11 protein-coding genes (1 of these 11 running past the window's edge) are annotated in these 14,619 nt (G+C 70.6%); 1 reads left to right on the top strand and 10 read right to left on the bottom strand.

Annotated elements, in window-relative coordinates:
* Positions 1 to 40 precede the first annotated feature (40 nt).
* A complete protein-coding gene (amaB, locus tag JN22_RS02145; RefSeq protein WP_085552314.1) occupies positions 41 to 1,537 on the bottom strand; it encodes an L-piperidine-6-carboxylate dehydrogenase in 1,497 nt (498 codons plus the stop codon).
* A gap of 25 nt (positions 1,538 to 1,562) precedes the next feature.
* Positions 1,563 to 3,221 (bottom strand): thiamine pyrophosphate-binding protein, encoded by a 1,659-nt coding sequence (locus JN22_RS02140; protein ID WP_085552313.1) that lies wholly within the window; start codon positions 3,219 to 3,221, stop codon positions 1,563 to 1,565.
* A gap of 161 nt (positions 3,222 to 3,382) precedes the next feature.
* On the opposite strand from JN22_RS02140, the gene gcvA reads away from it, so the two are divergent.
* The gene (gene gcvA, locus JN22_RS02135) at positions 3,383 to 4,315 is read left to right on the top strand and encodes a transcriptional regulator GcvA (RefSeq protein WP_085552312.1); all 933 of its coding nucleotides are present in this window, start codon (positions 3,383 to 3,385) and stop codon (positions 4,313 to 4,315) included.
* Between the two features lie 40 nt (positions 4,316 to 4,355).
* Here gcvA and yddG read toward each other — a convergent pair whose 3' ends face one another.
* From yddG to JN22_RS02095, 8 genes are all read right to left on the bottom strand, one after another.
* The gene (gene yddG, locus JN22_RS02130) at positions 4,356 to 5,273 is read right to left on the bottom strand and encodes an aromatic amino acid exporter YddG (RefSeq protein ID WP_085552478.1); all 918 of its coding nucleotides are present in this window, start codon (positions 5,271 to 5,273) and stop codon (positions 4,356 to 4,358) included.
* 112 nt (positions 5,274 to 5,385) lie between these two features.
* Positions 5,386 to 7,068 (bottom strand): methyl-accepting chemotaxis protein, encoded by a 1,683-nt coding sequence (locus JN22_RS02125; protein WP_085552311.1) that lies wholly within the window; start codon positions 7,066 to 7,068, stop codon positions 5,386 to 5,388.
* 276 nt (positions 7,069 to 7,344) lie between these two features.
* The gene (locus tag JN22_RS02120) at positions 7,345 to 8,829 is read right to left on the bottom strand and encodes an ATP-binding protein (protein ID WP_085552310.1); all 1,485 of its coding nucleotides are present in this window, start codon (positions 8,827 to 8,829) and stop codon (positions 7,345 to 7,347) included.
* Positions 8,830 to 8,886: 57 nt separating this feature from the next.
* The gene (locus tag JN22_RS02115) at positions 8,887 to 9,567 is read right to left on the bottom strand and encodes an RluA family pseudouridine synthase (protein ID WP_085552309.1); all 681 of its coding nucleotides are present in this window, start codon (positions 9,565 to 9,567) and stop codon (positions 8,887 to 8,889) included.
* 7 nt (positions 9,568 to 9,574) lie between these two features.
* The gene (locus JN22_RS02110; protein WP_085552308.1) at positions 9,575 to 9,892 is read right to left on the bottom strand and encodes a CcdB family protein; all 318 of its coding nucleotides are present in this window, start codon (positions 9,890 to 9,892) and stop codon (positions 9,575 to 9,577) included.
* On the bottom strand, positions 9,892 to 10,146 hold the full coding sequence (locus JN22_RS02105; RefSeq protein ID WP_085552307.1) for a type II toxin-antitoxin system CcdA family antitoxin: 255 nt from the start codon (positions 10,144 to 10,146) through the stop codon (positions 9,892 to 9,894). The genes JN22_RS02110 and JN22_RS02105 overlap by 1 nt, the downstream gene beginning before the upstream one ends.
* Before the next feature lie 132 nt (positions 10,147 to 10,278).
* Positions 10,279 to 11,913, bottom strand: a complete 1,635-nt coding sequence (locus JN22_RS02100) for a fumarate hydratase (RefSeq protein WP_085552306.1) — start codon at positions 11,911 to 11,913, stop codon at positions 10,279 to 10,281.
* A 359-nt stretch (positions 11,914 to 12,272) separates the two neighbouring features.
* Positions 12,273 to 14,619 carry the 3' portion of a Pls/PosA family non-ribosomal peptide synthetase gene (locus tag JN22_RS02095; protein ID WP_223677518.1) on the bottom strand. The gene runs 1,766 nt beyond the window's last position, so only the last 2,347 of its 4,113 coding nucleotides appear in the window; its start codon lies off the right edge, out of view; its stop codon occupies positions 12,273 to 12,275.

The following is a 14,619-nucleotide window of genomic DNA, read 5'->3' as shown; positions in this document are numbered from 1 at the left end:
AGGGCGGGAGAGGGAGTTTCGGACAACCGGACGAGGGCGGTCAGCCCAGATCGAACTTGATGCCCTGGGCCAGCGGCAGCGCCTGGGAGTAGTTCACCGTCGCGGTCTGGCGGCGCATGTAGGCCTTCCAGGCGTCGGAGCCGGACTCGCGCCCGCCGCCGGTGTCCTTCTCGCCGCCGAAGGCGCCGCCGATCTCGGCCCCGCTCGGCCCGATGTTGACGTTGGCGATGCCGCAGTCCGAGCCCGCCGCCGACAGGAAGCGCTCCGTCTCGCGGACGTCGGTCGAGAAGATGCAGGAGGACAGGCCCTGCGGCACCGCGTTCTGCAACGCGATGGCCTCGTCGAGCGTCTCGTAGGTCAGCACGTAGAGGATCGGCGCGAAGGTCTCGTGCCGCACCACCTCGGTCTGGCCGGGCATCTCGACGATGGCCGGGGTGACGTAGAAGGCGTCGGGGAAGCGGTCGGTCAGGGTGCGGGCGCCGCCGGTGACGCTGCCGCCCTCGGCCTTGGCCTTCTCAAGCGCCGACTGCATCGCCGTGAAGGCATCGGCATCGACCAGCGGACCCATCAGGATTCCGCTTTCCAGCGGGTTGCCGATGGGAACCGAGCCGTAGGCCGACTTCAGGCGCGGCAGCAGCTTGGGCGCCACCTCCTTGTGGACGATCAGGCGGCGCAGCGTGGTGCAGCGCTGGCCGCAGGTGCCGACGGCCGAGAACAGGATCGCCCGCAGCGCCATGTCGAGGTCGGCCGAGGGCGCCACGATCATCGCGTTGTTGCCGCCCAGCTCCAGGATGGTGCGGCCGAAGCGGTCGGCGACCGACTTGGCGACCTCGCGGCCCATGCGGGTCGAGCCGGTGGCCGAGACCAGCGGCAGGCCCGGATGCGCCACCAGCGCCTCGCCGACGGCGCGGCCGCCCTGCACCACCTGGGACAGGTTGGCCGGGGCATCGCCGAAGCGGGCGGCGGCGCGCTCGAAGATCACCTGGCAGGCGGCGGCGGTCAGCGGGGTCTTCTCCGACGGCTTCCAGATCACCGGATCGCCGCAGACGAGTGCGAGCGCCGCGTTCCACGACCACACCGCGACCGGGAAGTTGAAGGCCGAGATGACGAGGCAGGGGCCCATCGGGTGCCAGGTCTCGCGCATCGCGTGGCCGGGGCGCTCCGAGGCGATGGTCAGGCCGTAGAGCTGGCGGGAGAGGCCGACCGCGAAGTCGCAGATGTCGATCATCTCCTGGACCTCGCCGAGCCCCTCCTGATAGATCTTGCCGGCTTCCAGCGACACCAGACGGCCGAGATCCTCCTTGGCCGCGCGCAGTTCCTCGCCGAGCAGGCGGACCAGCTCGCCGCGGCGCGGGGCGGGGACCGAGCGCCACGCCTCGAAGGCGCGGGCGGCGTTGGCCACGATGTCCGGCACCTGGGACGGGCTGGTTTCGGCGACGGTGGCGAGCGTGGAGCCGTCCACCGGCGACCGCGCGGTCAGCCCGGCGCCGGTCGAGGAGGTGAGGCCGAAACGGGAAAGGATGTCGCTGTGCTGCACCGGGGTGGCTCCTTTTGACAAACTCTTAGCGCGCGGCGCCGGCGGCGCGGATCTCGGACAGGGTCCGGGTCGGCGTCAGCGCCTCGGGATCGATCTTCACGTGGATGATGGCGGGCAGGCCGGACGCGCGGGCGCGCTCGAAGGCCGGGGCGAACTCCTCGGTGCGCTCCACCGTCTCGCCGTGGCCGCCGTAGCTGCGGGCCAACGCCGCGAAGTCCGGATTGCGCAGCTGGGTGCCCGAGACGCGGCCGGGATATTCGCGCTCCTGGTGCATGCGGATGGTGCCGTACATGCCGTTGTCGATCACCAGCACGAGGACGGCCGCGCCCTCCTGCACGGCGGTGCCGAACTCAAGCCCGGTCATCTGGAAGCAGCCATCGCCGGCGAAGCACAGCACGTCGCGCTCGCGGTGCTCCAGCTTGGCGGCGACGGCGGCCGGCAGGCCGTAGCCCATCGAGCCGCAGACGGGCGCGGCCTGGGTGCCGAAGCGGCGGAAGCGGCGGAAGCGGTGGATCCAGGTGGCGTAGTTGCCGGCGCCGTTGGTGAAGATGGCGTCGTCGGCCAGCCTTTCGTTCAGCCAGGCCATGATCGTGCCCATCTGCACGTCGCCCGGACCGTTCTCCGGCGGGGTGCTCCAGGCCTCGTAGGCGGCGTGCGCGGTCTCGGCGCGGGCGGCCCAGCCGGGCGACGGCGGCGCCGTCAGGGTGGACACGGCGTCGAGGAAGGCGCCCGGTGTCGCCACCACGCCCAGCGCCGGGCGAAGGACGCGGCCGATCTCCTCGGCGCCCGGATGGACGTGGACCACCGCCTTCTTCGGGTCGGGGATGCCGAGCAGCGTGTAGCTCTGCGACGGCACCTCGGAGAAGCGGTCGCCGAGCAGGATCAGCAGGTCGCTGTCGGCGACCAGCGCCGACAGCTTCGGGTTGATGCCCAGCCCGATGTCGCCGGCGTAGAGCGGGTGGCCGTGGTCGAACAGCATCTGGCGGCGGAAGGTGACCGCCACCGGCAGCGAAAAGCGCTCGGCGAAGCCGCGCAGCGCGGCGACCGACTCCTCGGTCCAGCGCGAGCCGCCGACGACCAGCAGCGGCCGCTCGGCCTTGGCGAGCAGCCGGCCGAACTCGGCGACCTGGGCCGGGGTCGGGGCGCTCTCCACCGCCTCGGCGCGCGGCGTGGCGACGGCGTCGGCGGTCTCGGTCAGCGTGTCCTCGGGCAGCGCCAGCACCACCGGGCCGGGGCGGCCGGCCATCGCGGTGTGGAAGGCGCGCGAGATCATCTCCGGCACGCGGTCGGCGCTGTCGATCTCGGCGACCCACTTGGCCATGCCGCCGAACAGCTTGCCGTAATCGACCTCCTGGAAGGCGTCGCGGCCGCGCATGCCGCGCTCGATCTGGCCGACCAGCACGACCAGCGGCGTCTCGTCCTGCTGGGCGACGTGGATGCCGGACGCGGCGTTGGTGGCGCCGGGGCCGCGGGTGACGAGGCAGACGCCGGGGCGGCCGGTCAGCTTGGCCTGCGCCTCGGCCATCATGGCGGCCCCGCCCTCGTGGCGGCAGACGACCATCTCGATGGGGCTGTCGTGCAGCGCGTCCAGCACGGCGAGATAGCTCTCGCCCGGCACGCCGAACACCCGCCGCACGCCCTGCGCCTCCAGCGCCTCGACGATCAACTGACCACCGGTCTTCATCCGTCCCTCGCCCCTGTTCCGTCCTGGGCCCGTCCCAGTTCGCGCCCAAATCGTGACCTTGGGACGGTGCCCCGTCGCGCGTCGCGCCGCAACCGACTTTCTTTCCGCCGGTCATGAGCGGAGGTAATGACCGCGGCCCCCGCGCCGTGCTAGGGATCCGCATGGATCTGCAACGGCGCCTCCTTCCCTCCATGAGCGCGCTGACCGCCTTCGAGGCGGCGGCGCGCACCGGCAGCTTCACCGCGGCGGCGGGCGAGCTGTCGCTGACCCAGGGCGCCGTCAGCCGCCAGATCAAGGCGCTGGAGGACCAGATCGGCACGCCGCTGTTCACCCGCAAGGGGCAGCGCGTCACCCTGACGCCGACCGGCGCGCTCTACGCCGAGCCGATCCGCGACGCGCTGCGCCAGATCGCGGCGGCGACGGTGCGGACGATCGCGGCGCCCAAGGGCGGCGAGCTGCACCTCGCCATCCTGCCGACCTTCGGGACGCGCTGGCTGGTGCCCCGCCTGCCGGCCTTCCAGGAGGCGCACCCGCACGTCACCATCCACTTCACCACCAAGCTGGCGCCCTTCGACTTCCGCACCCACGACCTCGACGCGGCGATCCATTACGGGCTGGGCGACTGGCCGGACGCGGTCTGCGACCCCCTGATGGACGAGACGATGCTGCCGGTCTGCGCGCCGGCCTTCCTGAAGGCCCACCCGATCGCCGAGCCGGCCGACCTGCTCGCCCTGCCGCTGCTGCACACCAGCACGCGGCCGGATTCCTGGGCCGACTGGTTCGCGGCGCAGGGGGCGCCGCCGCACACCGGCGCCGGCATGTTCTTCGAACAGTTCGCCACCACCGCGCAGGCGGCCGAGGCCGGGCTTGGGGTGGCGCTGCTGCCGACCCTGCTGGTGCGCGGCGAGCTGGCCGACGGCGCCCTGGTGCCGGCGATCGACCGGCCGCACCGCAGCGCGCGGGCCTATTACCTCGTCCACCCGCGCGGCAAGGCCAACCACCCGCCGCTCGCCGCCTTCCGCCGCTGGCTGCTCGACACCGCGCGGGAAGAGGCGGAGAAGCCTTCGCCTCCCTCCGGGGAGAGGGGTGGGTGAGGGGGATGCGCGGCGGCCCATCCGCAACAGAGGGTGGGCGTCATTTCCGGCGGATGACGTCCCAGCTCGCCATCACGGCGCCGCCGCCGATCAGGGCGCAGGCCGCCCACACGGCCCAGCCGCCCACCGCCTGACCGAACAGGATCAGCAGCAGGGTCGAGGCCGGCGGCACCGCGTAGGACAGCACGCCGAGCGCGCGGATGTCGCCGCGTTTCATGCCGTGGTCCCACAGGAAGAAGGCCAGCCCGTCCGGCCCGATGCCGAGCGCCAGCAGGGCCAGCCACGCCCAGCCCTGCGGCACCACGGTCGTCTCGAAGGCGAGGTGGCAGAGGAGGCCGAGCAGGGCGGTGACGAGGCAGAAGCCGCCCACCGCCTCGGTCGGCACGTTGCCGAAGCGGCGCGACAGCACCGAATAGGCGCCCCAGATCACCGCCGCCGCGAAGGCCGCCGCATAGGCCGGCAGATTCTCGCTGGCCAGCGACAGCCCGCCGCCGCGCCCGGTGACGATCAGCGCCGTCCCGGCCAGCCCGCACAGCGCGCCCAGCACATGGGCCGGCTTCAGCCGTTCCCCCGGCAGCAGCGCCGAGAACAGCACGATGAACAGCGGCCACAGATAGTTCAGCAGGTTGACCTCCACCGCCGCGCCGGGCGCGATGTGGAAGGCCAGGAAATAGAAGAAATGGTAGCCGAACAGGCCGGCGACCCCGACCAGCCAGACCGGCCAGGGCTGGCGCAGCGCCCCCACCACGTCGCGCCCGCGGATCAGCCCGCCGATCGTTCCGGTCAGGAAGGCCAGCCCGAAGGTCGAGGCGACGAGCTGGAAGGGCGGCACCCCGCCCGCCAGCGTCGTCAGCAGCGCCGCCGACGACCACAGCAGGATGGCGAGGGCGCCGACGCCGGTGGCGCGCCGCACGTCCGAGGCGGACGGCACGGGGGTGATGAGGGGGATGGTGGTCATGCCGCTGAAATAGCGGAGCCGCTCCGGGCCGCGCAAGGGCGGAGGTCGGGGGGATGGCAATCCCTTGAAGAAGCGGGAAGGGATTTCGACCCGGATCGGGTGGGACGACACCTCAGGCGGCGGTGCGGCGCCCGCCGGTCATGGCGGCGATGGCCGCCTGGAGGGTGGCTTCTTCGGCCTCGGCGCCGGCCTCGAAAAGCAGATGGGCGCCGCCATTCTCCGCCCCCAGCATGGTGACGCGGATGCGGGTTTGGAGCCGCGGGATGATCAGCACGCCGCTGCCGCCGGCGGACAGGCCGGAGACGCCCTGGACACGGGCGCCGCCCCGCGAGACGTTGGCGATGCGTCCCTCGTGCCGGCCGCTGCCGGCCTCGATCACGCAGGGCTCGCTGACGTCGAAGCGTTCCCACCGGCGGCGGTCGGCGTCGTCGGTCGAGGTGCGGACCACCTGCACCAGCACCCGGCGCAGCGCCTCGATGCTCTCCGCCACCTCGCGGGAGTTCTTCTGGACCTCGGCGGCCTGGGCGCCGGTCTGCACCGCCTCGCTCGACACCGCGCCGATGCGGTCGGACACCGCGCGCGCCGCGTTGGAGGTCTCCACCAGGTTGCGGCTGATCTCCTGCGTCGCCTCGGCCTGCTGCTCCATCGCCAGGGCGATGTCGCCGGACACCTCATCGATCTCGGCGATGGTGACGCCGATCTCCTCGACGGCGGCGACGGCGGCGGCGGTCACCGTCTCGATCTCGCCGATCTGGCGGGCGATCTCGTCGGTCGAGCGGGCGGTCTGGTTGGCGAGGTTCTTCACCTCCTGCGCCACGACGGCGAAGCCCTTGCCGGCCTCGCCGGCGCGGGCCGCCTCGATGGTGGCGTTGAGCGCCAGCAGGTTGGTCTGGCCGGCGATGGCGCCGATCAGCCGCGCCACCTCGCCGATCCGGCCGACCGCCTCGGACAGCGAGCGGATGGTCGCCTGGGTGCGGCTGCCGGTCTCGACGGCGCGGCGGGTGACCTTGCTGGAATGATCGACCCGCTGGAGGATCTCGCGGATCGAAGCGGCCAGCTCCTCGGTCGCGGCGGCGACGGTCTGCGCGTTGTTCAGCGCCTGGTCGGCGGCGGTGGCGACATCGCGGGAGTTGGCGCCGACGGTCAGGGCGGATCCGGCCATGCTTTCGGCGTCGCGCGCCATGTTGTTGGTGTGGCCGGCGACGCGCGACACGGCGTCCCGCGCCTCGCGCTCCACCGTGTCGGCCATCGTCTCCACCGCCTGCCGCCGGCTTTCCTGCTCGGCCTCGGCGTAGGTTTCCAGCAGCAGTTCGAGGTCGAGCCAGGTCAGCTTGGTCAGCGCCGTGCGCAGCGCGTCCTTGCGGCGTTCCCCGGCGCGGCCGAGAAGGGACTGGAGGCCGCCGGCCCGCTCGTTCAGGCCGAGCTCCTCGGCGATGCCGTTCAGCACGACGTTGTGGCAGATGGCGACGGCGTAACCGGGCACGCCGTTCTCGTAGAAGGCGCGGGCCAGCCGCTTGGCGGAGGCGGTGAAGTCGGCGTCGATCCGGCCCGAGACGGCGCGCACCCAATGCTGCACCCGGATGGCGTGGACATCCGGATGGGACAGGGCCTTGCGCATCTCCGGCCAGGCGTCGAAGCGCACCAGCCATTGCTGGAGCAGTTGCGGCAACGTCTGCTGCGCGAAGGGCGCCAGTTCCCGCACCAGCGCGATGTCGTCCTGCGTGATCTGAAAGACCTTCAACCGCATGACATCCGTATCGGTGCCCGCCTGCGCCCCATGGCTGTCCAGCTGCATGATAAATTCCCCTGAATAACAGAGCTTTCAGAGCATAGTACGCTACTCGAACGTTGGTGGATTACATGTTTATAAAAAATAAATTCCTGATATGGGCCAACATTTATGTGGGAATTAGTGTAGGAAATTTAGATACATTGAAGGATAACGAGATTCCAAGCGGCGTGATGCGATCCGCACCGCCGATGGACCGAAAGCAATCGCGATGGCCGGTGGTGCGCAATGAATCCGCGCGGACGGCGCGACCATGCGGCCTGCTGGTCCAGGCGCCTCGCCTCAGGCGGCCGGACCGGCTTCCGGCACGCAGACCGCGAAGACGGTGCCGCGGCCGACGACCGAGCGCACCGTCACCGGATGGCCGAGCAGCCGGGCCAGACGCTCGACGATGGCCAGCCCAAGCCCGATGCCCTCGCTGCGGTCGCGGTCGGGCCGGTCGAGCTGGACGAACTCCTCGAAGATGCGGCGGCGGTCGGGTTCGGCGATGCCGCGTCCGGTGTCGTAGACCTCGATCCACAGGCTGGATCCGCGCCGCCGGCACCCCACCAGCACGCCGCCGGCGTCGGTGTAGCGGATGGCGTTGGCGATCAGGTTGCGGACGATGCGCTCCAGCAGGGCCGGGTCGCTGCGCACCACCGCGCCGGTCGGCACGGCGCGCAGGCGCAGGCCCTTCGCCTCGGCCTGACCGGCGAACTCGGCCTCGAGCTGGTCGAGCAGGGGGGAGAGGGGGAGGTCGGCCGGCTTCGGCGACACCACTCCGGATTCCAGCTTGGAGATTTCCAGGATGGCGTTCAGCAGGTCACGCATCGAGCGCTGCGCCGCCTTCAGGTCGGCCAGCAGCGCCGCCGTCCTGGCGATCTGGGCGGTGGTTGGAGCGATCTGGGCGGTCTGGCGCTCCAGCATGCCGGTGAACATGCCGATCGCCTGGAGCGGCTGGTGCAGATCGTGGCTGGCGTGGGCGAGGAAGCGCGACTTGGCCCGGTGGGCCTGCTCGGCGGCGGTCTTGGCGGCGTGCAGCTCGGCGGTGCGCTCGCGCACCTGCTGCTCCAGCGTCGCGTTGGCCCGCTCGACCGCCCCGGTCATGCGGGCGATCTCGGTGAACTGGTCGCGGACATGGCGGGTCATCGGGCGGAAGATCACCAGCGCCTCGACCAGCAGCGTCAGCAGCGTCAGGACCAGCGCCGCCAGCCCCATCCGGTGCAGCGAGTGGAAGCCGGCCTCGCCCTCCTCCTGGTAGAGCGCCACCATGGCCTCCAGCCGGGCGAGCAGCGGCCCCAGCGCCTGGCTGGTCACGTAATCGGCCTCCGGCATGCCCGGCGGCAAGCCGGCTGGGGCGGCGGCGATGACGGCGCGTAGCGCCGCGACGTGGCCCCGCACCAGCGGGTCGAGGGCATCCGCCCCGCTGAAGAACGGGTCGCCGGGGGGCGGGCCCAGCAGCGGTCCGCCGGCCGCCCCGTCGCCCCGGCCGCTGAGCCGGTGGTGGGCGGCCTCGAACATGTCGGTGGCCTCGGCGAGCTGGCGGGCGAGGTCGGCGCGCGAATAGGCGTCGGGGTCGTGCTTGAGCTGCTCGACCAGCAGGGCGGTGCGTTGGGACAGCATGCGCTGGCGGCCGGAGACGTTGACCACCTCCAGCATGCGCTCGTGCTGGCCGATCACCCGCTCGGTCATGACGAAGCCGGCCAGCGTGCCGAGCGCGATCAGCGCCAGCGCGATGCCGTAGCGCAGGGTCATCCAGCGGGCGGTGGTCGTGCCGATCGGGATCATGCGCAAGCCTCACCCCTGATGCTGCGGTGCAGCGACAACCCTGAGCCTAGGCCCAAGCTATGAAGCCTCCGTAAAACCGCAGGCGGCGAGCGCCGGGCGCATGTGGGCGGGAACCGGGGCGACGGCGCCGACCGGCTCGCGCTTGGGGTAGAGCGGCAGGGAGATGGCGCGGGAGTGCAGGTGCAGCGCCCCCTCCGGCCCGCCATATTGCGGATCGCCGAGCAGCGGGCAGCCGATGGACGCGCAATGCACGCGGATCTGGTGGGTGCGGCCGGTGTGCGGCGTCAGCTCCAGCCAGGTCAGACCGTCGGCGCGGCCCTTCACGACATAGTCGGTGACGGCGGTCTGCCCGTCGGGGGCGCCGCCGACGATGCGCCAGCCGCCGGTCTTGTTGGAGACCTTGGACAGGGTCAGCTCGATCCGTCCGGCCTCGGCCGGCGGCGAGCCGGCGACCACCGCCCAGTAGGTCTTGTCGACCTTGCCGTCCTGGAACAGGATGCCGATCTTGCGCAGCGCCTTGGCGTGGCGGCCGAGGATCAGGCATCCCGAGGTGTCGCGGTCGAGCCGGTGGGCGAGCGACGGCGGCTTGGGGAAACCGTAGCGCAGCGCGTCGAAATGGCGTTCCAGGTTGGGGCCGCCGGCCGGGCCGGCGTGGACCGGCAGCCCGGCGGGCTTGTCGATGATCAGCATCAGCCCGTCCCGGTAGAGGACGCGCTCCTGGATTTGGGCGGGTGTCACGGGCGCATTATCCCCAGGCGCGAGAGATCGGCAGGTCGAGCGCCGCGATGATGCGGTCGCCGTCGTCCGCCAGAGAGCAGACCTTCTCGCCGAGATGATCGGCGGGAATGGAAACGATTTGCAGAGGATGCAGGACGACGGAGCGCTGTTCGACGAGAAAGGCGGGCGTGAAGGATGGCTCGGTGGCGCGGAGCTTGTCGGCCGGGAGCAGTGGCACGACGACCCGCCGGCCGGATGCGTCGAAACGCTGCGACTGCACGACCAGCAGGAACGGCACGCCGGTTCGCGCAGCGCTCCGGTTCCGATGGACGTCGAACTGGGCCATCAAAGATCGTCGAGATACTGGTCGGCGAAGGAGCCGTGCTTCGCATCGAACTCGTTCAATGCGGCGATCGTCGCGTCCAGGCGGCGTTCCCGCTCGTCCCGTTCCCGTTCCTCGGCTGCGACATAATCGGCCAGCAGCTTTTCCACCCGTTCCGACAGATTTCCGGTCAGCGATTCGGCGCGGCGAACCAGATCCTCGTTCAAGGACAGGGTCACCGGCCGTTTCGGAGCCTGCCGGTCGTGGATGCCGTCCATGCGGAAACCCTCCCCGCGCCTCACGCGCTCATCACGTCCATGATAGGCGCGAGGCACGGGAAAGGTCCAGCCGCCGTCAGAGGGGTTTCAATTCCCCCTCGCCGTCAGGCGAGCTTCAACTCCCGCTCGCCGTCAGGCGAGCTTCAACTCCTTGAAGAAGTCGTTGCCCTTGTCGTCGACGATGATGAAGGCCGGGAAATCCTCGACCTCGATGCGCCAGATGGCCTCCATGCCGAGTTCGGGATACTCGACGACCTCGACCTTCTTGATGCAATCCTGCGCCAGCCGCGCCGCCGCGCCGCCGATCGAGCCGAGATAGAAGCCGCCATGCTGCTTGCAGGCCGCCGTCACCTCCGGGCTGCGGTTGCCCTTGGCCAGCATGACCATGGAGCCGCCCGCCGCCTGGAACTGGTCGACAAAGCTGTCCATGCGGCCGGCCGTCGTCGGGCCGAAGGAGCCCGACGCGTAGCCCTCCGGCGTCTTGGCCGGGCCGGCGTAGTAGATCGGGTGGTTCTTGAAATAGTCGGGCAGCGGCTCGCCGGCGTCGAGCCGGGCGCGCAGCTTGGCGTGGGCGAGGTCGCGGGCGACGATCAGCGGGCCGGTCAGCGACAGGCGGGTGCGGATCGGGTGCTGCGACAGGGTGGCGCGGATCTCGCTCATCGGCCGGTTCAGGTCGATCTTCACGACCTCGCCCGACAGGTGCTCGTCGCCGATCTCCGGCAGATACTGGGCCGGATCGGTCTCCAGCTGCTCCAGGAAGATGCCGTCCCTGGTGATCTTGCCCACCGCCTGGCGGTCGGCCGAGCAGGACACGCCGACGCCGATCGGCATCGAGGCGCCATGGCGCGGCAGGCGGATGACGCGGACGTCGTGGCAGAAGTACTTGCCGCCGAACTGGGCGCCGATGCCCATGCTCTGGGTCAGCTTGTGGACCTCGGCCTCCATCGCCAGATCGCGGAAGGCGTGCGCGTCCTCGCCGCCCTCGGTCGGCAGGTTGTCGAGGTAGCGGGCCGACGCCAGCTTCACCGTCTTCAGGTTCTGCTCGGCCGACAGACCGCCGATGACGATGGCAAGGTGGTAGGGCGGGCAGGCCGAGGTGCCGAGGTAGCGGATCTTGTCCTCAAGGAACTTCAGCAGCCGGTCGGGCGCCAGCACCGACGGGGTCGCCTGGTGCAGGAAGGTCTTGTTGGCCGAGCCGCCGCCCTTGGCCATGAACAGGAACTTGTAATAATCCTCGCCCTCCGAATAGATGTCGATCTGGGCGGGCAGGTTGTTGCGGGTGTTCCTCTCCTCGTACATGGAGATCGGCGCCAGCTGGCTGTAGCGCAGGTTGCGCTTCAGATAGGCGTCGCGGGCCCCTTCGGACAGCGCCTGCTCGTCGCCGCCCTTGGTCCAGACGCGGCGGCCCTTCTTGCCCATGATGATGGCGGTGCCGGTGTCCTGGCACATCGGCAGCGTGCCGGCGGCGGCGATGTTGGCGTTCTTCAGCAGGTCGAGCGCCACGAACTTGTCGTTCGGCGAGGCCTCTTCGTCCTCCAGGATCCTGGCGAGCTGGGCGAGGTGGCCTGGGCGCAGCAGATGGTTGATGTCGGCGAAGGCCGCCTCGGCCAGCAGACGCAGCCCCTCCGGCTCGACCTTGAGAACCTGCTCGCCGTCGAACTCGACGACGGAGACGTGATCGGAGGTCAGCTTGCGGTAGGTCGTGTCGTCCTTGGCGAGCGGAAACAGGCCTGTGGCTCCGCGGGCTGGGGAGAGATCGTCGGGCATGGGGCGTTCCTTCAATATCCGCTGGGTCGCCCGCGCCTCCCGCGCAGCCGACGATCCGGATGCGCGAAGGGGCCGGGGCCGCGCTCGGACCCCCTTATACACCGCTGGGGCGCCGACACAACGGGCTGGCGGGGGGCTGGGGAGGGAGTTGGACCATCGTCCGGGGGGAGTGCCATGCAAGCGTCGTCATGCCCGGCCTTGTGCCGGGCATCCACGGCCGCGAATCATGCAAAGGACGGTCGCACGTGGATGACCGGGCCAAGCCCGGTCATGACGAAAGGAGAGTTCCACCCCCGAAACGGAAAAGGGCCGCGACGATGCGCGGCCCCTTCCAACCCATTCCCTCAAACCCGCCCCGATCAGGCGGCGGCCTTGAGCTCCTTCGCCGCTTCCGCCTCGCGCTGGCCGACCGGTTCGGCGGGGGCGCCGGCCCATTCGGTGTGGGCGGGGATCTCCTCGCCCTTCATCACCAGCGTCAGCGGGCCGAGCCGGGCGTAGTCGCCGACGCGGGTGTCATACAGCACGGTCGCCCCCGCCCCCACCGTCACCCCGGTGCCGACCGTCACGCGGCCGACCTTCATGACCCGGTCCTCATACAGGTGGGTTTGCAGGGCCGACAGCGCGTTGATCGAGGCGTAGTCGCCGACCGAGACGCAGTCGAACTCGGTGATGTCGGTGCTGTCCATGAAGACGCCCTTGCCGAACTTCGTCCCGAACAGACGCAGCACCCAGGGCAGCATCGGCGTGCCGCGCAGATGGTCGAGCAGCACCTTGCCGGCGAGCCCCCAATAGAGCACGGCGACCGCCTCGGTCCGCATCGCCCACCACGACCACATCGGCTTCATGGTGGGGGCGTAGCGGCCCATCAGCGCCCATTTCACCAGCACCACCATCAGCACCATCGCGACCGGGATGGCGACGCTGACGCCCATGAACTGCCACAGGAAGTCGCCGTAGCGGCCTTCCAGGATCGCCGGGGCGAACAGCTCGACCGCCAGCGTGCCGAAGGTGATGAACAGCATCGTCGGCATCGACAGGCTGAAGGCCTCGAACACGGCGCGGCCCAGCCGGCGCGCGCGCGACGGCTCGAAGGTCCAGGCGGCGCCGACATTGTCGAACTTCTGGCGCACCGGCAGCTTCATCGGCGGGCTGCCGAACCAGGTGTCGCCGGCCTGCATGGCGGCGTTGGCCGGCGGCTTGGACTTGATGCCGATCAGCGAGCCGGTCGGGATCATGGCGCCCGGCGGCACCACGGCGTCGTTGCCGACGAACACGCGCGCTTCGGTCTTCACCGGCTTCAGCTCCATCCAGCCGCGCCGGATGTCCTCGTCGCCCAGCACCACCTCGTCGGCGATGAAGCATTTCTCGCCGATCTCGACCAGATCGTAGCGGCCGGCGAGGTTGGTCGAGATTTCGGCGTCGCGGCCGATCTTCGCCCCCATCAGCCGGTACCAGGCCCGCATGTAGACGGTGGCGTAGAGCGAGCTGAGCGTCTCCAGCATCACCTCGGTCGACAGCGCGACGATCCATTTGCGGACGTAGAACCAGGAATGCACCGAGTAGGTCCCGGCCTTCACCCTGGGCAGCAGGGTCCAGCGCAGGGCGGCGATCATGAGCACCGTCACCCCGACCAGCGCCATCGCCGTCGGCCAGGCGATGGCCGGCACGTAATACAGGTAGTTGACCTTGAACAGCCCGCCCATCGCGGCGTCGAGCCGGTCGAACAGGTAGAAGGCCGGGAAGATCGGGATCAGCGCGATCGGCGGCAGGGCCAGCACGGCGACGGCGTAGACCACCGCCTGCACCGCCTTGCGGAGCGGGCCGGCCTGGGCCTCCGCCGGCAGGGAGTCGCGGTCGACCATGCCGACGCGCCGCGCCGGCGAGCCGTCCCACATCTCGTAGGATCCGGTGCGGGTGTCGGCCGGCAGCGCCGTCAGGTCGGCCAGCTCGGTGCCCGTCCCGATCACCGCGCCGTGGCCGATGACGCAGGAGGTGCCGATGTAGGCGTCCTCGCCGATCTCGATTTCGCCGATGACCAGCTCGTTGCCGATCACCTCGGCGTTGGCCAGCTTCACCTTGCCGCCGATGGTGGCCCCGCGTCCGATCGACACGAGGTCGATGGCGCCGGACTCGATCTCGCCGATCAGCGCGCCGCTGCCGACCTTGGCGCCGAGTGCCCGCAGGAACAGCCGCATCACCGGCGAGCCCTGGAACCACTTCAAATGGATCAGGCTGACGAAGCGCTGCACCAGCCACCAGCGGTAGTAATAGGCACCCCACAGCGGGTAGCGACCCGGCTTGGTGCGGCCGATGATCAGCCATTTCGCGGCGACCGCGATGATCAGCGTGACGATGTTGATGACGACATAGACGCCGAGCAGGGTGGCGACCTCGGTCAGCAAAGTTGCGTCCTCGCCGGACAGCAGCATGTAGCTGACGAAGACGCCGAGCCACTGCGCCGTCATCAGCGCCAGGATGACCGGCAGCGCCGCGGCCTGGGCCAGCCCGCAGAGCAGGCGGCGGCGCAGCGGCGGCGGGGCGAAGGACAGGTCGGCCGGGGCCGCCGTCTTGCCGCCGGGGTTGCGCGGGGTGCGCGCCTCCAGCCGCTCGGCCATCGCCCGCAGCGTGCGGGCGCCGTAGACGTCCTGTAGGGTCAGCCCGCCCAACCCGGCGGTCTCGCGCACCGCCGAGACGAAGCGCGCCGCC

Source organism: Azospirillum agricola (genome assembly GCF_020005195.1).
GTDB lineage: Bacteria > Pseudomonadota > Alphaproteobacteria > Azospirillales > Azospirillaceae > Azospirillum > Azospirillum agricola.
The sequence above is the reverse complement of the archived record's forward strand: the minus strand, read 5'-3'. Positions and strand labels throughout refer to the sequence as shown.